This is a genomic window from Streptomyces sp. NPDC058092, from assembly GCF_042884935.1.
In the GTDB taxonomy this organism is placed as follows: Bacteria; Actinomycetota; Actinomycetes; order Streptomycetales; family Streptomycetaceae; genus Streptomyces.
This window is the reverse complement of record NZ_JBHVSY010000033.1, coordinates 42,873-63,495: the sequence shown is the minus strand read 5'-3', so window position 1 is coordinate 63,495 and position 20,623 is coordinate 42,873. Positions and strand designations below refer to the sequence as shown.

Below are 20,623 nucleotides of genomic sequence, written 5' to 3'. Positions count from 1 at the left end.
TCTCCTACCGCTCGTTTCCGTGATCGTTCACTGGTTGCCGCAGGTCGACGCCGTGACGGCGTCGAGCCAGGGCAGGTCGTGCCCCATGCGGTCGCGCTTGGTGCGCAGGTAGCGCAGATTGTGTTCGCCGGCCTGGACGGGCATCGGCTCGCGGCCGGTGACGGCCAGACCGTGCCGCAGGACCGCGGCCGTCTTGTCGGGGTTGTTGGTCATCAGCCGCAGGCTCCGGACGCCGAGGTCCTTGAGGATCTGGGCACCGGCCGCGTAGTCCCGGGCGTCGGCGGGCAGGCCGAGTTCCAGGTTGGCGTCGAGGGTGTCGCTGCCGCGCTCCTGGAGTTCGTAGGCGCGCAGCTTCGACAGCAGGCCGATGCCCCGGCCCTCGTGGCCGCGCAGATAGACGACGACACCGCGGCCCTCCTCGGTGATCCGGCGCATGGAGGCATGGAGCTGGGGCCCGCAGTCGCAGCGCTGCGACTGGAAGATGTCGCCGGTCAGGCACTCGGAGTGGATCCGCACCAGAATGTCGTCGCCGTTCCCGATGTCGCCGTGGACGAGCGCGACATGCTCGACGCCGTCGGCCGTGGAGCGGTAGCCGTACGCGGTGAACGCGCCGAAGCTCGTCGGCAGCCGTACCTCGGCCTCCCGGCGGACGGTCGGCTCCGAGGAGCGGCGGTAGGCGATCAGGTCCTCGATGGAGATGATCGTGAGGCCGTGCTTGCGGGCGAACGGGACGAGCTGCGGCAGCCGCAGCATCACACCGTCCTCGCCGGCGATCTCGACGATCGCTCCGGCGGGCCGCAGTCCGGCGAGCCGGGCGAGGTCGACGGCGGCCTCGGTGTGGCCGTTACGGACCAGCACACCGCCGGAGCGGGCACGGAGCGGGAAGATGTGGCCGGGCCGTACGAAGTCGCCGGGGCCCGCCTCGCCGCCCGCCAGCAGCCGCAGTGTGGCGGCCCGGTCGGCGGCGGAGATGCCGGTGGTCACGCCGTGCGCCGCCGAGGCGTCGACGGACACGGTGAACGCCGTACGCATCGACTCGGTGTTGTGGGCGACCATCTGCGGCAGTTCGAGCCGCTCCAGCTCGTCGTTCTCCATGGGCGCGCAGATCAGGCCGCGGCACTCGCTCATCATGAACGCGACGATCTCGGGGGTGGCCTTCTCCGCCGCGATGACGAGGTCGCCCTCGTTCTCCCGGTCCTCGTCGTCGACGACCACGACGGGCCGTCCGGCGGCGATGTCGCGGATCGCCTGCTCGACGGGGTCGAGCGTGAGGTCCTCGACGACGCTCTCGTGTTCCCGGTGCAACCAGGTGGGCTGGGCAGTCATGCCGTGGCTCCTTCCAGAGCGGGTGTCCGCGAACGCAGCCACCAGTCGCGCATGCCCCACAGGACGAGGGCGCCGTACACGACGTAGATGAGACCGGAGAAGGCGAGGCCGCTGTGGAAGTTCAGCGGTACGCCGACCAGGTCGACCAGCAGCCAGGCGAACCAGAACTCGACCATGCCGCGGGCCTGGGCGAGCATCGCGACGAGCGTGCCCGCGAATATGTACGCGTCCGCCCACGGGCTCCAGGAGAGCGAGGGGAACGCGGTGAACAGGCCGCCGACCGCGAGGGTGCCGAGTGCGGCGCCGCCGAGCAGGTAGCCGCGCTCGCGCCAGGTGGCGAACCGTACGGCGATGGAGCCGTCCTGGGCCTGCTGCCTGCCCCGGGTCCACTGCTGCCAGCCCCAGACGGCCACGGCGATGACGACGAGCTGCTTGCCGACGCTGCCCGCCTGGTGCACGGAGACGTTGGCCGCGACCAGGACGACGCCGGACAGGAGCTGGGCGGGCCAGGTCCAGATCGAGCGGAGCCAGCCCAGGGTCAGCGCGATCAGACCGACGGTGTTGCCGATCATGTCGGACCAGATGATGTGCTGCCCGAAGACGGTGAACGCCTCCGAGTTCAGCCAGTTCAGCGCCGTCACTTCGCCGGCTCCTCGGGTTCCCGCGCGGCGTCGCCGAGCAGCCGCTCGACGTACTTCGCGATGACGTCCACCTCCAGGTTGACCGGGTCGCCGGGCTCCTTGATGCCGAGCGTGGTCAGGGCGAGGGTGGTGGGGATGAGGCTGATGGTGAAGTAGTCGGGCCCGGCATCGACGACGGTCAGGCTGACGCCGTCCACGGTGATCGACCCCTTCTCCACCACGTAACGGGTCAGGTCCGCCGGAAGGGAGATCTTCACGATCTCCCAGTTCTCGGAGATCTTTCGCTCGACGATGCGGCCGGTGCCGTCGACGTGGCCCTGGACGATGTGGCCGCCGAGCCTGCCGCCGAGCGCCATGGGCCGTTCCAGGTTGACGCGGGAGCCGGTTTCCAGGGCGCCGAGGCTGGACCGGTTCAGGGTCTCGGCCATCACGTCGGCGGTGAACTCGCCCTCGCCCAGGTCGACGACGGTGAGGCAGACGCCGTTGACGGCGATGGAGTCGCCGTGCTTCGCGCCTTCGGTGACCACGGGACCGCGCAGGCGGAAGCGGGAGGCGTCGTCGAGCTTCTCGACGGCGGTGACTTCACCCAGTTCTTCGACAATTCCGGTGAACACTCAGTTTCCCTTCCGGGCAGGGCCGGGTACGGCGGTGATGCGCAGATCGGGGCCGATACGGACGGTCTCGGTGACATCGAGGCGCAATGCCTCGGCGATGGTGGTGATTCCGGCGTCGGCGAGGGCCGCGGGGCCGGCGCCGAGGAGCACGGGGGCGAGGTAGCCGACGACCTTGTCGACCGTTCCCGCGGCGACGAAGGCCCCGGCCAGGGTCGGGCCGCCTTCGAGGAGCACGGAGCGGACGCCCCGCCCGTACAGGGCGGTGAGCAGGGCGAGGATGTCCAGGCCGGGGCCGGTGGCGGCGCGCGGCAGCCGCAGCACGGCCCCTTCGGGGAGGTGGCGGGCGTCGGCGTCGTCGGCGACGGCGATCAGGGTGGGCGCGGTGTCGTCGAGGACGCGGGCGCCGGGGCGTACGGCGGTGGCGCCGGTGTCCACGACCACCCGCAGGGGCTGTACGGCGCCGTCGATGCCCCGTACACCGAGCTGCGGGTCGTCGGTACGGGCGGTGCCGGAGCCGACCACGACGGCGTCGGCCTCGGCGCGCAGCCGGTGGACATCGACGCGGGACTCGGGCGAGGTGATCCAGCGGCTGGTGGCGTCGGCGGCCGCGATCCGGCCGTCGAGGGTCGCCGCGTACTTCCACAGGACGTACGGGCGGCCCAGGCGCACCGCGGTCAGCCAGGCCGCGTTGCCCGTCTCGGCCTCGTCCGCGAGGAGCCCCTGCTCGGCCTTGATCCCGGCCGCGCGCAGGGTGTCCGCACCGCCGGTGGCCTGCGGGTTCGGGTCGCCGACCGCGTAGACGACCCGGGCGACACCGGCCTCGACGAGGGCCTGGGCGCAGGGGCCGGTGCGGCCGGTGTGGTTACAGGGTTCGAGGGTGACGTAGGCGGTGCCGCCCCGGGCACGGTCGCCCGCGGCACGCAGGGCGTGGATCTCGGCGTGCGGCCCGCCGGCGCGCCGGTGGAAGCCTTCGCCGGCCTGTTGGCCCGCGGCGTCGAGGATGACGCAGCCGACTACCGGGTTGGGGCTGGTGGAGCCGAGGCCGCGGGCGGCGAGCGCGATCGCTCGGCGCATGGCGGTGATGTCGGCTGCGGTGTCCACCGGGTCCTCCTGCCTCTTCGGGCACGGACTCCGGGGCCTGTCGACGACGACAGATGAAGCGGGAACGCAACAGGGGACGCCAAATGCCGGAACAAACGGATGGATCGGTTGCCCGAAGTCCATCCGCCGACGGCGGCGTACCCGTGAAACGGCCCGCCGCGCACTGCCTCCCATCCGGACTTTAACCGTCGGTCCAGGAATCCCACCTGGTCAACCGGCCGCTGGATGCGGACGGGTCGCGGACTATAACCGCCGGTTCGGAATTGCACCGACCCCGGAGTGCGCTGCTGCTGGTACACGATCAGTGTGCCATGCCCGCCGATGAGCCATATGAGTGAGCACTTGTGGAGTGGCTCACAAGGGGCTCCGGGCCGGGGGCGCAACGGGACAGTCACCCCTTGAAGGTCCGGACCTGTTGACGCAATGGTCCAGTCCTCTTAATCTCTGCGTCACCTCCGAGGGGCGATCCCGCGGTGTGCGCCCACCCGGGACATCAACACGACCCACCCCCTTGTCAGTTGTGTTCTGCCGAACCTCCCCGGGAGGAACCGAACGTGCTGTCCCCCACCCGCGCGAGAGCCACCCTGCTCGCGGCCGGCGTAGCCGTCGCCGGACTGCTCACGGGCTCGCTCGCCGCCACCCCGTCGGCCGCCGCCGACCAGGAGTCCTGTCGGCCCGACGGCCGCTACCAGACCCCCGGCGTCGCCGTCCCCCGCGGCTTCAAGAACGTGCAGGCGGCACGGACGGGCCGTGGGGCAGGGCCGCCGCCAACGACTGCCCGGCCGGCGCGGGCCTGACCAAGTGCGGTGACGGCGCCGTCGGCATCGACGACCTCTGGCACGACCCGGACACCAACGGCAAGGAGGCGCCCGCCGGTTCCAACCCGATGTGGCATGCGAAGAGCCTGGAGAAGGGCATCGTCGGCGACTACGTCACCGACTACGGTTTCGCCGCCGACACCAGGCTGAGCGGCGCTTACGTCCGTAAGTACGACGCGACGCCGGTCGCGCCCCGGCTGTGGAACGCGGACAAGAAGGTCTTCCTCTCCACCGAGGACGAGCAGTCCGTGGCCGCGAAGGCGGACTACGTCGTCGACAAGGGCATCGGCGGCACGATGTTCTGGGAACGCGCGGGCGACTACGGCTGGAACGCCGCCAAGGGTCAGTACGAGCCGGGCTCCACGCTCACCTCGACGATGTACGACGCGTTCAAGTCGGCCGCCCCGTACGGCGCGAAGCGGTCCACCATCGACCTGCCCACCCGGGCGCTCGACATCGATGTGTCCTTCGGCCAGTTCCCGCTCGGTGACTCCAACTACCCGATCAGCCCCAAGCTGAAGATCACCAACAACACGCAGACGCCCCTGCCCGGCGGTACGGAGTTCCAGTTCGACTACGCGACGGCGGCGCCCGCCAACGCCAAGGACCAGTCGGGCTTCGGTACCACGATCGTGCGCAACGATCACACCGCCGCAGGTGGACTTCGTCCACTACCTGCCGACCTCGACGCCGTCGAACTGGACGGTGACCTTCGGCGGCACGTCGTACGCCCTCGCCGCCGATCCGGCGCGCGGCACCACGCTCGTGGAGCCCGGCACGGGCACGTCGCCGTCGACCGGCCCGAGCCCCGACCCCACCGGAGGCAGCTGCGCCGCTGCGGCCTGGAGCGCGACGCGCGAGATGCCCGGCTCCACCGGTGACCGGGGTGTCTGGCAGGACCTCGGAGCCTGCTGACCCGTCCCCCGACCGCTCGGCGGTGACCGGTTCGCCCCCGGTCGCCGCCGGGCTCGGCCATGCTCAGCCGGCCGGAGTGAACAGCTCGTCCTGAGCCGCCTCCCGGGCCGCGAGCAGCGCGCCGCGGAGCACCGCGGCGCCGCCCAGCCGCCCGGCCCTGACCTCGGTGCGCAACGGGGACATCGTGGCGAGCCGCTCCTCGACCCGGGCCGCGAGCGCGTCGCCGCCCGCGTGGCCGACCTCGCCCGCGAGCAGTACACAGCCCGGGTCGAGGACCGAGGCGATGGCGGCGGCACCCAGCGCGAGACGTTCGGCGAGGGCGTCCAGGAACGTTTCGCCGTCCCCCTCCCCCGCCAGGGCGGCCCGTACGGCGAACGCGGCACCCGGCTCCTTGTCCCCGTCGGCCGTGTCCGCGGGCACCACGATGCCGTGGGCGGCGGCCAGTTCACAGACCGGGGCCGAGCCCACCAATGAGTGAAACCCGCCGTCGCAGTTGACGGCCGAGGGGATGCCGGTCGTGCCGGGCACCGGCAGGAAGCCGATCTCGCCCGCACCACCGGAGGCCCCGCGCCGGAGCTTCCCGTCCAGCATGACGGCCGCGCCGACGCCGTTGCCGAGCCAGAACAGGACGAAGGTGTCGCGGTCCCGGGCCGCGCCGCTGCGATGTTCGGCGACGGCGGCGAGATTGGTCTCGTTCTCCACCAGCACGGTGGCGGGCAGCCGCTGCTGGAGCACCCGGACCAGCCGCCGGTGCCAGGCGGGCAGCCCGGTGGTCTCGCGCAGTTCGCCGGTGACCGGGTCGATCAGACCGGGCGCGCCGACGCCGACGCTGTGCAGCGGGGTGGCGCCCGCCTCGCGCGCGGTGCGCTCCAGCAGCGCGGCGGCCTGTTCGGCGGCGGACTCGGTGTCGGTGTCGCTGCCGATGGGCAGCGTGGCCTCGGCGAGCGTGGCGCCGAGGAGATCGGCGACGACCACGGCGACGCTGCCGGTGCGTACGTCGAGCGCGGCAAGGTGCGCGCGGTCGGCGGCGATCCCGTACAGGCGGGCGTTGGGGCCGCGGCGCTCGGCGCCCGCCTCACCGACCACCCTGATCAGACCGGCCCCCTGAAGTCGTTCGACGAGGTCGGCGACGGTGGGCCGGGAGAGGCCGGTCAGGGTCTTCAGCTGCGTGGCCGTCAACGGGCCGTCCTGCTGGAGCAGTCGCAGGGCGAGCCGGTCGTTGATGGCCCGGGCGGTGCTCGGTGATGCGGGCATGCCGGGATCCTTCCAGATCACTGCCGCACGGGACGAAGGGACGGACTGAGCAGGTGCACTATTTATCAGGCAGGGTTCCTGATAATTTACCCCGGCGCTGTGAAGGCGGGCGCCGGGGTCGCCGGCGACAGAGGATTCCCAGGGGAGGGCACGGCGGTATGACAACGGATTCCACAGAGGCGGTCTTCGGCATGGAGCAGGTGAGGCGGGCCAGGTTCGCCGTCGCCGCGGTCTTCACCGTGCACGGCGCGGTGACCGGCAGCTTCGCCACCCGGGTGCCCTGGATCCAGGACCACGCCGGGGTCAGTGCAGGACAGCTCGGTCTGGCCCTCGCCTTCCCCGCGATCGGCGCCTCGCTGACGATGCCGCTGGCTGGCGCGATCAGCCATCGCTTCGGTGCCAGGACCGCACTGCGCGGGCTGCTGGCCCTCTGGACGCTGGCGCTGATCCTGCCCGCGCTGGCCCCCAACCTGCTGACGCTGTGCGCGGCGCTCTTCGTGTACGGGGCATCGGCCGGCATGTCGGACGTGGCGATGAACGCCCTCGGTGTGGAGGTGGAGAACCGCCTCGACAAGTCGATCATGTCCGGGCTGCACGGGATGTGGAGCGTGGGCGCCCTGATCGGTTCGGCCGCGGGCACGGTGGGCGCGCATCTGGGCGCCGACGCCCGGCTGCACCACTCCATCGCCGCGCTCGTCCTCACCACGCTGGGCCTGATCGCCTGCCGGGGCGTACTGGATCTGCGCAGCGAACCGGACGAGGAGCCGCCGCCGCGCTTCACGCTGCCGCCGAAGTCGGCGCTGATCATCGGCGCGGTGGGCTTCTGCGCGGTGTTCGCGGAGGGGGCCAGTCTGGACTGGTCGGCGGTCTATCTGCGGGACATCATGGACACCTCCGCCGGGCTCGCCGCGGCGTCCACGACGGCGTTCGCGCTCACCATGGCGGTCGCCCGGATCGTCGGCGACAAGGTCGTCGACCGCTTCGGCGCGGTCCGGACCGTACGGGTGGGCGGCGTCCTCGCGACGGTCGGCGGGCTGCTCGTGGTCGCGTCGCCGGACGCGGTACTGGCGATGTGCGGTTTCGGGCTCCTCGGCCTCGGTGTCGCCGTGGTCGTCCCGCTCGCCTTCGCGGCGGCCGGGCGCAGCGGCCCGAACCCGAGTCAGGCGATCGCGGGCGTCGCCACCATCACGTACACCTCCGGGCTCATCGCCCCGTCCGCGATCGGCTCGCTGGCCGAGGTGACGTCGCTGGTCGTCTCGTTCGGCCTGGTGACGGTGCTGGCGTTCGGCCTGGTGCTGGGGGCCGGGGTGCTGCGGGCGGGCGACCGCAGGGCCGTGTCGTCCTCGGACACCGGTGCTCCGAGCGCGGCGGCGGCCGAGCCGCGCCCCTGAGCCGTGGGGCTGTGTGGGGCGCGGGCCCCCGGCCGCACATCGGCGGTGCTCCCCCGTCCGCGGCCCGGCCGCGGGCGCTCCGCGATCCGGCATTATCATGGCGCTGATCATTTCTGCGGTGAGCACCATGCCGGGCGAGGCACTGGACTCCGTATCTACACACAGGGAGCAACCATGGGCCTCGGCGTGCGCTGGACCTTGCACGGCGACGGGAAGACCCCCGCACCGGGGGCCGTGGTCCGGCCGGACGAACGGCTCTCCTGGCCCCGTACGTTCGGGCTCGGCGCCCAGCACGTGGTCGCGATGTTCGGTGCGTCGTTCGTCGCTCCGTAGGACCCATGATGAGCGCGAAGACCAGCGCTCCCCCGCAGAATACGACGACGCAGGTCGAATCCCCACCCTCACAGCCCGTCCTGTCGGCATGCGCCTGAACCGCATGTTCCGCTAGTCGTCGAGCCCCCGGTCCAGCCGGCGGATCTCAGCCCCACCCCAGCAACACATCAAGGAGCAAGACCATGGCGGGCTTCGGCTGGAAGCTGCACGGCGACGGCAAGAGCCTCGCACTGGGCGAGGTCGTGAGACCTGACGAACGACTCACCTGGGGGCGCACTGTCGGTCTCGGCGCGCAGCATGTGGTCTCCATGATCGGAGCCTGCTTCGTCGCCCCTATCTTGATGGGTCTCGATCCCAACCTTGCCGTGATGGCCTCCGGCGTGGCCACCATTCTCTTCTTGTTGATCACCCGGGGCCACATCCCGAGCTACCTGGGCAGCAGTCTGTCGTTCATCGGTGTCGCCGCCGTCATCAGGGCACAGGGGGGTGACGCGGCGACTCTCACTGGCGCGCTGCTGGTCGTCGGCGCGGTCTTGTTCCTGTGCGGGGCGGTCGTCCGCGCTCTCGGGGCCCGCATCATCCATGCAGTACTGCCGCCGGTGGTCACGGGTGCGGTGGTCATGCTGATCGGGTTCAACTTGGCTCCGGTCACCGCGGGCACCTACTGGCCCCAGGATCAGTGGACCGCTCTTCTGACCATGCTGTTCACGGGCTTCGCCCTTGTCGTACTGCGCGGCTTCTGGTCCCGTATCGCGATCTTCCTCGGGCTGGCCTTCGGGTACGTCGTCTCGTGGGTCTTCGACCGCGCGTTCGGTATGATCCACTCCCCCGCGGGCGGCGCCGAGTCGGTCGACCACTGGCGTCTCGACCTCTCGGGCGTGTCCAAGGCAGACTGGATCGGCCTTCCGACCCTCCATGCCCCGAGCTTCTCGCTCTCGGCTGTTCTGGTCGCCCTGCCCGTCGTCATCGCCCTCGTCGCCGAGAACGCGGGACACGTCAAGGCTGTCGGTGAAATGACCGGTGAACCACTCGACGACAGGCTCGGTACGGCGATCATGGCTGACGGTGCGGCGACTGTGCTGTCGACGTCCGTGGGCGGCCCTGCCACAACCACGTACGCCGAGAACATCGGTGTCATGGCCGCCACGCGTGTCTACTCGACCGCTGCCTACTGGTGCGCTGCCGGCTTCGCGATCCTGTTCGGGCTCTGCCCCAAGTTCGGTGCCGTTGTGGCAGCCATTCCCGGTGGCGTCCTTGGCGGAATCACGGTCATCCTTTACGGCATGATCGGCCTGCTGGGCGCCCAGATCTGGGTTCGTTCCCGTGTCGACCTCTCCAACCCCCTGCACCTGGTGCCGGTGGCTGCGGGCCTCATCATCGGCATCGGCAATGTGAGCCTGTCGATCACGAACAACTTCCAGCTCAGCGGCATCGCGTTGGGAACGCTGATCGTCGTCATCGGCTACCACGCCCTGCGCATCATGGCTCCCGCCCACATGACCGACGAACCCCCGCTCCTCGAACCGGGCAATCCGGGGTACGACCGAGGCTTGCCGGGCGGATCGTGATCGCGGGCACCGCCAGTGAGCCGCAGAAGACACACCCCTCCGAAGCGCCGCCCACATGAGCGTGAAGTACAAGGAGACGGCCCGGGGAGGGCTCGCGGTGAACATCATCGAGTGCTAGGCAAATGGGCCCTGACCAGTGCCTTTCCACCTTTCAGCGCTGTCAGGGCCTTCCCTGCTTACCTGGCGGAAAGTCCCTGAAATCTCCCTGAGACAGACGTGAAAGTCCCTGAAAAGTCCCTGGGATGTCCCTGCCGCACCTAGCTCTTGAGGTGGATGGGGCCCTTCCGAGCTGGTCATGCACTCTTGAAACCACCTCAGAGTGTGGCTGCGTGGTGCCTGCTCGTGCTGCCGAGTGACGTTTTGCCTGATCAGAGCATGTGCGGCTGGTCGGTCTGTGCTCGCTGATATTACGTAGTCCAAAGGCGTCCGGCCACCGGCTGGCCACCGGAGGGGGCACCGATGACGACAACGAGAGGCTCCACGCGGGTTGTAGGTCTTCCACAGTGCCTCCGGTGGCCGATCCCACTCCCTGCGTAAGCGCTTCCAGGAGCACTTCACCCGTAGGCGGTACGGACCGCCGTGCGGGTGACCTGTCACATCGAAGGGTGAGTGAGGACACAGAGCAGGTGATGGTCAGGGGTCCCGGAATTATCGGGACCGGTGTCAGCGGTAGGGCTCAGCGCTCTCCAGTTACCGGCCGCCGAGGCGGCCGACCTGCCAGTGCCCCCGGCCCGTGACGTCCACGAACATCGCGTGGGCGGTCAGCACGTCCCGAACAGCCGCCATCCGCTCGGTGTGCTCGGCGCCGGGGATGGCCTCGCCCAGGCGCTGCACGATCACCGTACGGGTCAGAGGCTCCCGGGACCTGACCAATGTCCGAGCAACCCGGTGCAGCAGCGTGTCGCCGGGCGTCCCCAGCTCCGCCTGCCTCCACCGGTCTTCACCGCGGGTGTGCCGCTCGGCGTGTGCGGCCATCCGCGTCGAGACGTGCTCCAGCATCACCGGCCATACCGGCTGTCGCTGCGAGGGGACTGGCGGGCGCTTCTGCTGCCGCCAGTACAGCGCCCCGCCCACCGCCCCGCCCACCGCCCCGGCCACCACCGCTGCGGCCGCCAGACGCTTCAGGCTGCTTTGCTGGATCACCCGTTTGACCAGGTGCTCCGTGACATTCAGGAAGACGCTGGCCTGCCGTTCCAGATCGATCATCTTACCCTCCGTCACCCCTACGTGCCCCAGGGCCGAGCGCAGCTCCCGCCACTCCTTGACCGCGAGCCCGCTGTCGACCAGGTCCGCATCGGTCCCGATGATGACCACCGGGGCGATCACTCCGGCCAGCAGCAGCATCGGCACATCGGAGGCGTCCCGTCCGGCGAGGACCTGAGCCTCGGGGGTCATCGGCAGGCCGGCGGTGTCCACGACGTACAGGACGGGTGCGTACCAGGACTGCCACAGCTCCAGTGCCCGCCCCAGGTCGAACCGCCCGCCCTCGCGATGCCGGTCGGCCAGAACCCGCGGCACCTCCTCCCACACGTGCACGGGGATCAGGCACCGCACCGTCCCCGCCCGCGCCCCGGCGACGAACGACGACGGTTCCGGCCGACGGGTGGCCGCGATGATGTCCGTGGTCAGCACGGAGGTGTCCAGCAGCGCGCGGCGCAGCGGTCCGCGCTGGTACAGGGTGCGCCGTGCGGCAGGCGCCAGCTCGTTCATCCGCGCATCGTAGTGCGGGCGTTGACCGGCCGGTGCGGAATTCCGGCGCTGTGCGCGGGCTGCACCAACCGCACCGGAGAACGCTGAGCCCTACCACTGAAACTAGTTGGCACGCGCTCAACCTTCGGCCTCGCCCGGAGACACGGCGCCTGTGCTCGCCTCCCTCGTGACGGCCGGGCGCTGACGCCTCCGAACTTGTCGCTGCTGGGACGCCGAGGCTCCCGTCACCGTGCGTGATGCTGCGCCAGTGCAATGCACCGTCCCAAGGCAGGCGACTCGCCTTTCGTCTGGAATATCCCTCTGGCCGTTTCGATTGCTTCCCTTGTTCTGATCGCGGGAGGGGGCACTGGTGGCCGAGCTGATGTTGTTCCGGCGGGACGCGGACGGACAGGATGTCGAACTGTCCGGTTCGACGGTGGCACTGGAGGTGGAGCTGCAGCGGCGGGTCGAGGCCGGTCTGGAGCAGATGCTCGGCATCCGGTTCCTGGCGTCGGAGTACGCGACCGGCCCGTGGCACCGGGGGCGGATCGACACCCTGGGGCTGGACGAGAACGGCAGCCCGGTGGTGATCGAGTTCAAGAAGGGCTCCGACACAGGGGTGCTGTCGCAGGCCTTCTCCTACCTGTCCTGGCTGGAATCGGCGCAGCACGAGTTCGAAGCGCTCGTGCGGAAGGTGCTGGGCGCGGAGGTCGGCGAGTCGATCGACTGGCGTCGTCCGCGGATGGTCTGCATCGCGGCCGGCTTCTCCCACCACGACCGCGTAGCCGTGCAGCGGCTGCCCGAGCGGATCGACCTGGTGCGCTACCGGATCTTCGAGGGCGGCCTGCTGGGCCTGCTGCTCGTCGACTCCTCGCCCGGCTTCCCGAGCGCCGCTTCGTCTCGGCGGAGCCGCGGGCGGGAGACGAGGGTCGACATCCCGCCGACGGCGCCGGTGGCTCCTCCGCCGACAGGTGTCGGCCTGGTCCCGGAGTGCCTGCGGGACCTGTACGCGGAGCTGGACAATGCGCTCACGGCGTGGGGCGAGGTCGAGGTGGCGCCCTTGCGGCACTACATCGCCTACCGGCGGCTGGTGAACGTGGCGTCGGTGCTCTTCCGTCCGAAGCACGAGGCGATCCTGGTCTATCTCAGACTCGACCCGGACACGGTCGCGCTGGAGGAGGGCTTCACCCGGAACATGCGCGGCATCGGGCACCTGGGGACGGGGGACCTGGAGGTGCGCCTCGTCTCGGCGGCGGACCTGGAGAAGGCGGGCTCGTTGATCCGGCGGGCGTTCGAGGCGGCCTGACGCAAGCGGAAGGGCGGCTGGTGCATCGGGTTCTCGATGCGCCAGCCGCCCTTTGGCGTCTGCGGTCCTTCGGCCCTGAGCTTTCTGCTCTCATGGTCATTCCTCAGGTCCGGCCAGGACGAAGTTGTCCTGGGCCAGCTCCGCGCGGAGTCGCCGTTCGGCCACGTCGGCATAGTGCGAGGACAGCTCGACACCCACGAACCGGCGCCCCTCGCGGAGTGCCGCGACTCCCGTGGAGCCGCTGCCGGTGAAGGGGTCGAGGACGGTGCCGCCTTCGGGGCAGATCTGTACGAGCTGCTGCATGATTTCGACCGGCTTCTGGGTGATGTGGACCCGGTCCTTTCGGGGCTGGGAGGCGATGAAGTGGCCGGGCAGGTAGAGGTCTCGGTCCTTGGTCAGGCTTCCCTTGACGCCCCAGGTGATGAACTCGGCGGACTGCTTGAATCCGCCCTTGCGGGGCCGGCTGGCGGGCTTGATCCAGGGGATCGTGCCGCTCCAGGTCCAGCCCGCCATCTGCAGGGCGTCGGATGTGGTCGGCTCCTGGCGCCAGTCGGTGAAGACCAGGGCAACGGCGTGCTCGGTGGCGGCGCGGTACGCCTCGGTGAGCAGGGCGGTCAGCCAGCTGCGGTAGGAGCGCTGGTCGCGGTTCTCGCCGGGGAAGTTCTGCAGGTCGTGTGCACTGTCGCTGCTGACGTACTTGGCGCGGGCGGTGCGGCCGGTGCGGTCGGAGCTGGCGCGTCCGCCGGAGTTGTACGGCGGGTCGGTGATGACGGCGTTGACGCTCTCGTCCGGGAGGGTCTTCAGCACGGTGAGGGCGTCGCCTCGGTGCAGCGTGTAGCTCATGTGCGGGGCTTCTTTCAGGGCACGGCGGGACTGGGCCCGCTCCGGACGACGCTCACCAGCGGCTGTTCGGGGCGGGGTTGTGCCGGAGGTTAGCCGCGTTTTCCGGCCGTGCCCAGCGAGCTGTTTCGTGGTGCGGGGCCGGGTTCGGGAGTCGTTTGGTGCGGCCGGGATCCCGGTCTACTGTCTCGCCATGTCCTCGGGGTGGAGCCCCTTTCCACCCCTGTTGACCTGGGCTTATCCGTGTTGCCTGATCCGAAAAGTGCAGCGTGGCGGGCCCGTTGGCTCTTCGTTCCCGAAGCCGTGAGGAGACGGTGTGTTTCGCCTGAGATTACGAGCGCGGTCGGCTGCCGCGCGTGACCTGAGACCGGTGTCCGGGAGCTACCAACTCCCTTGATGCGGGCCCGTCCTGAGTGGCGGATTCACATCGGCGCGGTGCTGGCGGCTTTGCAGGAGAAGCCGACACCGCGCCTCCTACGAACCACGAGGAGCCGCTGCGATGCAGCATGCCCTGATACCCCCGCGCCCCGACCCGACACCGCCGTTCGGCCGGCACTTCCGCCCCGGTGAACGGTGGCGGTGATGAACAAGACCACCGGAGTGGTCGTCGGTCTCTTCGCTTCCGGTCCACTGCTGCTGGCCGTTCCCATCCTCGCCATCGGTGCCGGGACGGCTTCGGCCTCCTGCTCGACCAGCGGTACACAGTCTGTGGATGCCGCGGCTGTTGCTACTCAGGTGGAGGCGATCCTGGACGGCGGCGGCAAGGGGACGGTTTCCGTGCCGGGGCTGGATGATCCCGTCGAGCAGGTGCCCAACGCCAGGACGATTCAGGCGACCGGCGTCGCGATGAACATTCCGGCCCGGGGGCAGGTCGTGGCCCTGGCGACGGCCCTGCAGGAGAGCGGGCTGCGGAATCTGACCTACGGGGACCGTGATTCGCTGGGGCTGTTCCAGCAGCGGCCGTCGCAGGGCTGGGGCACCGCGAACGAGATCCTCGACCCGGTGTACTCCTCGACCAAGTTCTACGAGGGGCTGAAGAAAGTCTCGGGCTGGCAGTCCCTCTCTGTCACCCAGGCCGCTCAGGCGGTACAGCGGTCCGGGTTCCCGGAGGCGTACGCCAAGTGGGAGCCCCTGGCCACCGCCTTGCAGCGGGCCATCGAGCCTCTGCTGTCGGATGCCGGTGACGCGTCTGCGGGCCCGCCGGCGTCCGGTTCGGGAAGCGTTACCAGTACCGCGTCCAGCACCGTGGGTGGTTGTACGGCCGGCTGGGACGGGACCGATTTCGGGACCATCCCGGCGGGTGCAGTGCCGGACGGATACGAGATCCCCGCGGACGCTCCGCCGAAGGTCCAGACGGCGATCCGCTGGGCTCTCGGCCAGCTCGACACCCCGTATCAGTGGGGCGGGAGCTGCACCAACTCCCACGGGCCCGACCCCATGGGCCGGTGTGACTGCTCCTCCCTGATGCAGCAGTCGTACAAGGCGGCCGGGGTCACCCTGTCGCGGACGACGTACACGCAGGTCAAGGAGGGCGCGTCGGTATCGGTCGACGCTCTCCGGCCGGGTGACCTCCTCTTCACCGAGGGGACCGCCAGCGTCCCTGAGCATGTCGGCATGCTCATCGGCCAGGGGCTGATCATCCACGCCCCGCATACCGGTGACGTAGTGCGCATCTCGACCCTCGCGTCCTGGAAATCGCAGATTCTCGCGGCCCGCCGAGTCGTCTGACCGGCGCTTCTCCCTCTCCCCTTCTTCTCGCACCGCCGCTCCGCTCCCTCGGGCTTCGGCGTGCAGTAAATCGAACTGGAGTTCGTAATGTTTCTCGCCGACAAGGTCGTCCAGCTCGCCTACGACCCCGGCATCACGCCGAACGAGGGAGGGCTTCCGGGTCTCTCCGTCCTCAAGCAGGTGATGGGCTCCATCAACCTCTTCGGGATCATCGCCGTGGTCGGCGCGCTCGCCGTCAGCGCGGGCGTATGGGCCTGGGGCCACCACTCCGGCGGCCACCAGGCCGAGGCCAGCGGCAAGAAGGGTGTGCTGGTCAGTGCCGGCGCGGCCCTGCTGCTGGGTGCCGCGAACGGTGTGGTGGCGTTCTTCAGCACGCTGGGGACGCAGGTCCGCTGATGCCTTCCCGCTCCTCGAACCCCGGTGGCGCGTCTCGCGTGCGCCGCCGGGCGTTGCTCGGCACCGCCGTTCTGGTGGCGCTCGTCGCTCTCGCCTTATCGGCATCAGCCTGCTTTTTGTCGGCATCGCGGTTGCCGAAGACCATCGGCCACGCGCGGTCGAACAATCCGCCTGTGCGGAGGACGTCATCGAGCCGTTGAGCCACGTCGTGACGGCAGCTTGGGTACTTTCCCTTCTCGATCGACAAGATCATGTCGTCGCTGACCTGCACTAACCGTCCCAGCGCCTTGGCCGACAGCCCGTGCTCCAGGCGCAGCTTGCGCAGCTCGTTCCCGAACCACTCCTGGGGGGAGGCGCCCGGATCCAGGTGCTTCATTGGCTGCGGCATGTTCTGTCCCCGAAGTCGTTGATGCCGAACTCTTCATCTGTCGGCATCAGGCTCTGCACGCTCTCGGTGCGCTCTGCCTAAATAGTTGCTGATCGATTCCATTCCAGTACACACCGCAACCCACCCCTGCTGAAGGGGTTCTGGCAGAACGGAGGAAGCAGCGATGGAACTACTCGTCGACACCCGTGATCGGGACGCTTCTGTTCGAGCCACGTCCAGAAGCGTGGGCGGCCAACTCGACATGAGTTTCGAAGTCCGGGCCGAAGATCTGGTAACCGTCAGGGACATCGTCGCGGCGCACCTTTGCTGGTGGCGCATCGACAACGGCACCGCGCACCGCATGCTGACCGTGGTCAACGAACTGATCACCAACGTCTTGCAGCACACGGCGGCGGACGCCGACGGACGCCGGATGGCCAGCCTGCTCCTCCAGAAGGTGCCGGACGGTGTCACCGCCATCGTCCGCGACCAGGACCCTTGCCCGCCTGTATACGCGTCTCCGGACACTCTGGCCGAAGAGGGGCGCGGTCTGATGCTGCTGCGCGCCTTGGCCGACGACACGTCCGTATCCGTGTCCCCAGCGGGCAAGGACGTGTGGGTCTTCATAGGGACCCCGGAAGCCCCCGAGCACTTCTAACCCCCCACGGCCGGCACTTGGCCCTCTCCAGGAGTTCCGATGTCCCTCACCGCTCTGGTTCCGGAGAACGACGTGGTTCCTCCGCCGGCCGACGAGCCCAGCACCCCGCGGTGGACACCTCCACTCGATACAGAGGGCTTGAGGTCCGTCCTGGAGCGGATCAAGGACTGGAAGCCGCTCGATGTCGAGGAAGTCTTTGACGACCTCGACACGGCAATCGGCAATCAGCCGCCGCCGGTCACGACGACCGGCGCCTTGGTCGACCGCCTCCGCGGCCACTTGAAGCAGCTCAGCGACATCGCCGTCGCGGACGAGCAGTTTCCGCCCACCCGGGTGATGGTCCAGCTCGTTGAAAGAGGGCTCCCCTTGAGGGGTCAACGAACGCCGGCCGCACACCAGCAGGCTGTCGGCCTTGCTCGTCGCCTGGCCTTCGTGACCTCCGACCTGGTCGAAGAGCTGATCGAAGCCCGCTACATCACGGAGGCGGAGTGATGCACAACCCCAGCGTCGTCAGGCACCCGCCCGTGACCGCCACGGCGGCAGCCCTTCCGCGAGACGCGTACGACTTCGACTACTACGAGCGGCGAATCTCCGACACCTGGCTCTTGGAGAAGAGCGTCGCTGTGCGCACCCTGCGTATGCCGTTCCTCGCGGTCCCCGTCGGGGACACGCGGCGCGGCGGGTACTACCCGGTGCCGTGCTTCTGCTTCGGGCTCAAGGTCCGTGACCTCCTCCTTGAGCAGCCCGGCTTCCCCAACCCCCGCTTGCGGTTGTCGTCCTACCCGGAGGCCTGCCCCGTTGTCGAGTGGGGAGAGAAGCCACCGACGCTCTGGGGCGACCGCAGCATCACCACCCTTGGTCGCTTCTACGGCTACAGCGAAGCAGCCATCGCCGACTTCATACAGCGGCACCACACGACTCGCTCTTCGGCAATCTCCGTTCCGTGCTCCCCCACGGCACCGTAACTCGCCGAAGAGGGCCCGACTTCCCACCCGAGAGGACGAGCACCATGTGTGCGCACAACCCGCCGTGCCCCACGGCTGAGGCTCCCGACAGGGAGGCCGCTCGCCCCGTCACGCACCGCCCTGCACAGGGCTGGAGCCTGCTGTGCAACGGAGTGCTTCTCTTCGACACCGGCGAGCTCCTCCCCGACGGCCGTATCGTCACCCCGCACCGGTCTCTCGACACAGCGAGGGCAGCCTCGTGAAGCGGACCAGCGCAGCGTCGAGACTCGTCCCCTACATCACCTCCCGAGAGGGTGAGTACGGCGCGCTGGAGTCGGAACTCACGCTCAGCATGAACGTCTTCGGCTCCGTGCGTCTCGCCTACCACGACGAGACACCGGCCGACCGTGGCCCGCGCGGTGAGCTGTGGGCGCGGTGCTCCCAGTCGGTCGACACTTCCGGGAGGCCTACGGGCAAGCCGCAGTGGCGCTTGGTCAACCCCGCCCGGCAGCTGGCGGCAATGCGGCAGCTTCGGTGCCAGATCGGCTTCTGCTCGGCCGAGACCGACCGGGGGTACGTCTTCCTGGCCGGAGCCGCGGAAGACCCGTCTCATCGCCCCGGTGAGCCGGTGAGGACGGCCCAGCCGCCGGTGTGCCTGAAGCACGTGCGACCCGCCATCGAGCTGTGCCCGCACCTCCGAAAGGGTCACGTCGCCTTCCTCGCGCGGGCGACATCGGTCTGGGGCGTTGTCGGCTCCCGGTACCGCCTCACCGCCACCGGCCTGGAGCCGCTTCCTGCCGAGGGCGACGATGCGCCCGTGGCGTACGGGCACCCCCAGTTGGGCTGGTTCCTGGCGAGCCAACTCGTACGCGAACTGCGCGACTACGAGGTCGTCGAGCTGGACGATCTTGTGCCCGCCGCATAGACGGCCGCCCGGCGGTCCTGAGCGGTACGGACGGGATTGCCGGGCGGCTCACCACCGGCGCACGAGCACTCGCACGCCGTCCGGCACGACACCGCCGGCCTTGGGCGGTCCGACGAGAACGGAGAGCGTTCACCAATAGCCTCCCGGCCCACCGGCACGCTGTGCCGGCCTACCTCCCCCCAACACGTACGACCGAAGGAAGTCCATGACGAACACGACCGTCGAGCCCGACGAGGCGACCCGCCTGCGGAACAAAGTGGTGGACGAGCTGTGCGCGGACGGCAACATCTCCTCCCTGGAGATCGAAGCGGCCATGCGCAAGGTGCCCCGGCACGAGTTCACCCCCAACACCCCACTGGACAAGGCGTACGACGCGTACGCCGCCGTGATCACCAAGACGGATGAGCACGGCGTGCAGCTCAGCTCCGTCTCCGCCCCGCAGATCCAGGCCATGATGCTGGAGCAGGCCAGGGTGAAGCCCGGGATGCGGGTGCTGGAGGTCGGATCGGGCGGGCTGAACGCGGCCTACCTCGCCGAACTCGTCGGCGAGGACGGTGAAGTCGTCACCGTGGACATCGACCCCGTCGTCACCGGACGCGCGCGCCGGCTCCTGGACGAGCACGGCTACGGCCGCGTTCACGTCGTCACCGCCGACGCGGCCGAGCCCATCCCGGACCTCGGTGACGTCGACGTCGTGATGGTGACCGCCGGGGCCTGGGACATCTCCCCGGCGTGGACCGCGCAGCTCAAGCAGGGCGGCCGGCTCGTGGTGCCGCTGCGGATGCGAGGCTTGACCCGGTCGGTCGCCTTCACCCAGGTCGCGGGCGAGCACGGCACGTACCTGGAGAGCGAGTCGGCGCGGATCTGTGGCTTCGTTCCGATGCAGGGCTCGACCGCCCACCGGGAAGAACTCCTCCTGGTCAATGGCACTCCGGAGATCGGGCTCAAGTTCGATGACGGCCTGCCGGCCGACCCGCACCGGCTCGACAACGCCGTCACGACACCGCGCCACGAACTGTGGACCGGCGTCACCGTTCGTATCCAGGAGCTCATCGACACCCTCCAGATGGCGATGGCGATCAGCCTGCCGGGTTTCTGCACGATGGCCGTCGATGACGACCTGGACACGGGTCTGGTCGCTCCCGTGAACAAGCGGTTCGCCCTCGCTGCCGTCGAGGAGGACACCTTCGCCTATCTCGTCACCCGCCGCACCGAGGACAACAGGCACATCGAGTACGGCGTGCACGCCCTGGGCCCGAACGCGAAGCAGTTCGCCGACAAGATCGCCGACGTGCTGCGCGACTGGGAGGCCAACCGGCGCGGCGGCCCCAGCCCGGTCATCCGGGTCTTCCGGCCAACACCCCCGATGACCAGATCCCTGCCGACCGGGTCATCGACAAGGTGCACAGCCGGATCTCGCTCTCCTGGCCCTCGGCGTAACGCCGGGAGCCAGGTAGTCCCGCACCATCCCAACAAGAGGAAGGCACATCATGACGAGCGCCACCCTGGCCCCGCCCGCCCCGCTGGCGGGCCTGGACGACGACTTCGCGCCCCTGGACGTGAAGGTCATCATCGCCGAGCACGCGTACGGCAAGCTCATGTGCTCCACGGGCGACGGCTGTGGCAGCACCTGCGCGACCGGCGCCTCCGCCTGCGGTTCCTTCACCGAGGACCCGGCCTGATCCAGGCTGTCCCTCGCCGGTGGGGCGGGGGGAGCGCGTGGCCCCGGCCCCCCGCCCCCCCCCCCCCCGGCCCCCCCCCCCCCCCCCGCGAGGGAGGGGCCCCAAGGATGCCCCCCCGCAGGCCGGG

At 69.7% G+C, this 20,623-nt stretch carries 20 protein-coding genes, 2 pseudogenes and 1 riboswitch; of the genes and pseudogenes, 14 read left to right on the top strand and 8 right to left on the bottom strand.

Annotation, left to right across the window (positions count from 1 at the left end):
• Nucleotides 1–27 precede the first annotated feature (27 nt).
• Genes ACFVV1_RS36205 through ribD form a run of 4 tightly spaced genes read right to left on the bottom strand, consistent with a single transcriptional unit; the run spans nt 28 to nt 3,682 of the window.
• Nucleotides 28–1,326 carry a bifunctional 3,4-dihydroxy-2-butanone-4-phosphate synthase/GTP cyclohydrolase II gene (locus ACFVV1_RS36205; protein ID WP_389998499.1) on the bottom strand — a complete coding sequence of 433 codons (1,299 nt, stop codon included), beginning with the start codon at nt 1,324–1,326 and terminating at the stop codon, nt 28–30.
• Nucleotides 1,323–1,967, bottom strand: coding sequence for a nicotinamide riboside transporter PnuC (locus ACFVV1_RS36200; protein WP_384453261.1), 645 nt, complete (start codon nt 1,965–1,967; stop codon nt 1,323–1,325). Before ACFVV1_RS36200 ends, ACFVV1_RS36205 begins: the two co-directional genes overlap by 4 nt.
• Nucleotides 1,964–2,581 carry a riboflavin synthase gene (locus ACFVV1_RS36195; protein ID WP_389998495.1) on the bottom strand — a complete coding sequence of 206 codons (618 nt, stop codon included), beginning with the start codon at nt 2,579–2,581 and terminating at the stop codon, nt 1,964–1,966. The genes ACFVV1_RS36200 and ACFVV1_RS36195 overlap by 4 nt, the downstream gene beginning before the upstream one ends.
• Complete coding sequence (gene ribD / locus ACFVV1_RS36190; protein ID WP_389998494.1) at nt 2,582–3,682, bottom strand: bifunctional diaminohydroxyphosphoribosylaminopyrimidine deaminase/5-amino-6-(5-phosphoribosylamino)uracil reductase RibD; 1,101 nt, start codon at nt 3,680–3,682, stop codon at nt 2,582–2,584.
• 156 nt (nt 3,683–3,838) lie between these two features.
• Nucleotides 3,839–3,969, bottom strand: a riboswitch (FMN riboswitch).
• A gap of 387 nt (nt 3,970–4,356) precedes the next feature.
• On the opposite strand from ribD, the pseudogene ACFVV1_RS36185 reads away from it, so the two are divergent.
• Nucleotides 4,357–5,415 (top strand): annotated as a pseudogene (locus ACFVV1_RS36185) (chitinase C-terminal domain-containing protein); the annotation flags it as partial.
• A gap of 63 nt (nt 5,416–5,478) precedes the next feature.
• Here ACFVV1_RS36185 and ACFVV1_RS36180 read toward each other — a convergent pair.
• Nucleotides 5,479–6,669, bottom strand: a complete 1,191-nt coding sequence (locus ACFVV1_RS36180) for an ROK family protein (protein ID WP_389998491.1) — start codon at nt 6,667–6,669, stop codon at nt 5,479–5,481.
• Between the two features lie 158 nt (nt 6,670–6,827).
• On the opposite strand from ACFVV1_RS36180, the gene ACFVV1_RS36175 reads away from it, so the two are divergent.
• The 3 genes from ACFVV1_RS36175 (at nt 6,828) to ACFVV1_RS36165 (ending at nt 9,961) form a co-directional block, all read left to right on the top strand.
• Nucleotides 6,828–8,060, top strand: coding sequence for an MFS transporter (locus ACFVV1_RS36175; RefSeq protein WP_389998489.1), 1,233 nt, complete (start codon nt 6,828–6,830; stop codon nt 8,058–8,060).
• A 174-nt stretch (nt 8,061–8,234) separates the two neighbouring features.
• Nucleotides 8,235–8,393, top strand: coding sequence for a hypothetical protein (locus ACFVV1_RS36170; RefSeq protein ID WP_389998486.1), 159 nt, complete (start codon nt 8,235–8,237; stop codon nt 8,391–8,393).
• Between the two features lie 182 nt (nt 8,394–8,575).
• Nucleotides 8,576–9,961, top strand: coding sequence for a uracil-xanthine permease family protein (locus tag ACFVV1_RS36165; RefSeq protein WP_389998483.1), 1,386 nt, complete (start codon nt 8,576–8,578; stop codon nt 9,959–9,961).
• 690 nt (nt 9,962–10,651) lie between these two features.
• Here ACFVV1_RS36165 and ACFVV1_RS36160 read toward each other — a convergent pair.
• Complete coding sequence (locus ACFVV1_RS36160) at nt 10,652–11,671, bottom strand: PIN domain-containing protein (RefSeq protein WP_389998480.1); 1,020 nt, start codon at nt 11,669–11,671, stop codon at nt 10,652–10,654.
• A 349-nt stretch (nt 11,672–12,020) separates the two neighbouring features.
• Between ACFVV1_RS36160 and ACFVV1_RS36155 the strand changes: the two genes are divergently transcribed.
• Entirely contained in the window at nt 12,021–12,956 is a 936-nt protein-coding gene (locus tag ACFVV1_RS36155; RefSeq protein ID WP_389998477.1) for a DUF5655 domain-containing protein, read from the top strand.
• Between the two features lie 96 nt (nt 12,957–13,052).
• Here ACFVV1_RS36155 and ACFVV1_RS36150 read toward each other — a convergent pair whose 3' ends face one another.
• Entirely contained in the window at nt 13,053–13,799 is a 747-nt protein-coding gene (locus ACFVV1_RS36150; protein WP_389998476.1) for a DNA-methyltransferase, read from the bottom strand.
• A gap of 579 nt (nt 13,800–14,378) precedes the next feature.
• Here ACFVV1_RS36150 and ACFVV1_RS36145 point away from each other — a divergent pair.
• Together ACFVV1_RS36145 and ACFVV1_RS36140 are read left to right on the top strand one after the other, a co-directional pair.
• The gene (locus tag ACFVV1_RS36145; protein ID WP_389998473.1) at nt 14,379–15,524 is read left to right on the top strand and encodes a C40 family peptidase; all 1,146 of its coding nucleotides are present in this window, start codon (nt 14,379–14,381) and stop codon (nt 15,522–15,524) included.
• An 87-nt stretch (nt 15,525–15,611) separates the two neighbouring features.
• A complete protein-coding gene (locus ACFVV1_RS36140) occupies nt 15,612–15,920 on the top strand; it encodes a DUF6112 family protein (protein ID WP_389998471.1) in 309 nt (102 codons plus the stop codon).
• Here ACFVV1_RS36140 and ACFVV1_RS36135 read toward each other — a convergent pair.
• Nucleotides 15,892–16,296 (bottom strand): helix-turn-helix transcriptional regulator, encoded by a 405-nt coding sequence (locus ACFVV1_RS36135; RefSeq protein WP_389998468.1) that lies wholly within the window; start codon nt 16,294–16,296, stop codon nt 15,892–15,894. The two genes, ACFVV1_RS36140 and ACFVV1_RS36135, sit on opposite strands and share 29 nt — an antisense overlap.
• 253 nt (nt 16,297–16,549) lie before the next feature.
• Here ACFVV1_RS36135 and ACFVV1_RS36130 point away from each other — a divergent pair, with 253 nt between their 5' ends.
• From ACFVV1_RS36130 to ACFVV1_RS36100, 7 genes and pseudogenes are all read left to right on the top strand, one after another.
• Nucleotides 16,550–16,945 (top strand): ATP-binding protein, encoded by a 396-nt coding sequence (locus ACFVV1_RS36130; RefSeq protein ID WP_389998465.1) that lies wholly within the window; start codon nt 16,550–16,552, stop codon nt 16,943–16,945.
• A gap of 39 nt (nt 16,946–16,984) precedes the next feature.
• Complete coding sequence (locus ACFVV1_RS36125) at nt 16,985–17,437, top strand: DUF6415 family natural product biosynthesis protein (RefSeq protein WP_389998462.1); 453 nt, start codon at nt 16,985–16,987, stop codon at nt 17,435–17,437.
• A complete protein-coding gene (locus ACFVV1_RS36120; protein ID WP_389998458.1) occupies nt 17,437–17,910 on the top strand; it encodes a DUF6302 family protein in 474 nt (157 codons plus the stop codon). The genes ACFVV1_RS36125 and ACFVV1_RS36120 overlap by 1 nt, the downstream gene beginning before the upstream one ends.
• Before the next feature lie 44 nt (nt 17,911–17,954).
• On the top strand, nt 17,955–18,152 hold the full coding sequence (locus tag ACFVV1_RS36115) for a DUF5999 family protein (protein ID WP_389998455.1): 198 nt from the start codon (nt 17,955–17,957) through the stop codon (nt 18,150–18,152).
• Nucleotides 18,149–18,814 carry a hypothetical protein gene (locus tag ACFVV1_RS36110; protein WP_389998452.1) on the top strand — a complete coding sequence of 222 codons (666 nt, stop codon included), beginning with the start codon at nt 18,149–18,151 and terminating at the stop codon, nt 18,812–18,814. The genes ACFVV1_RS36115 and ACFVV1_RS36110 overlap by 4 nt, the downstream gene beginning before the upstream one ends.
• Before the next feature lie 205 nt (nt 18,815–19,019).
• Nucleotides 19,020–20,254, top strand: a pseudogene (gene fxlM / locus ACFVV1_RS36105) (methyltransferase, FxLD system).
• A gap of 50 nt (nt 20,255–20,304) precedes the next feature.
• Nucleotides 20,305–20,496 carry an FxLD family lanthipeptide gene (locus ACFVV1_RS36100; RefSeq protein WP_266796425.1) on the top strand — a complete coding sequence of 64 codons (192 nt, stop codon included), beginning with the start codon at nt 20,305–20,307 and terminating at the stop codon, nt 20,494–20,496.
• Nucleotides 20,497–20,623: the final 127 nt, after the last annotated feature.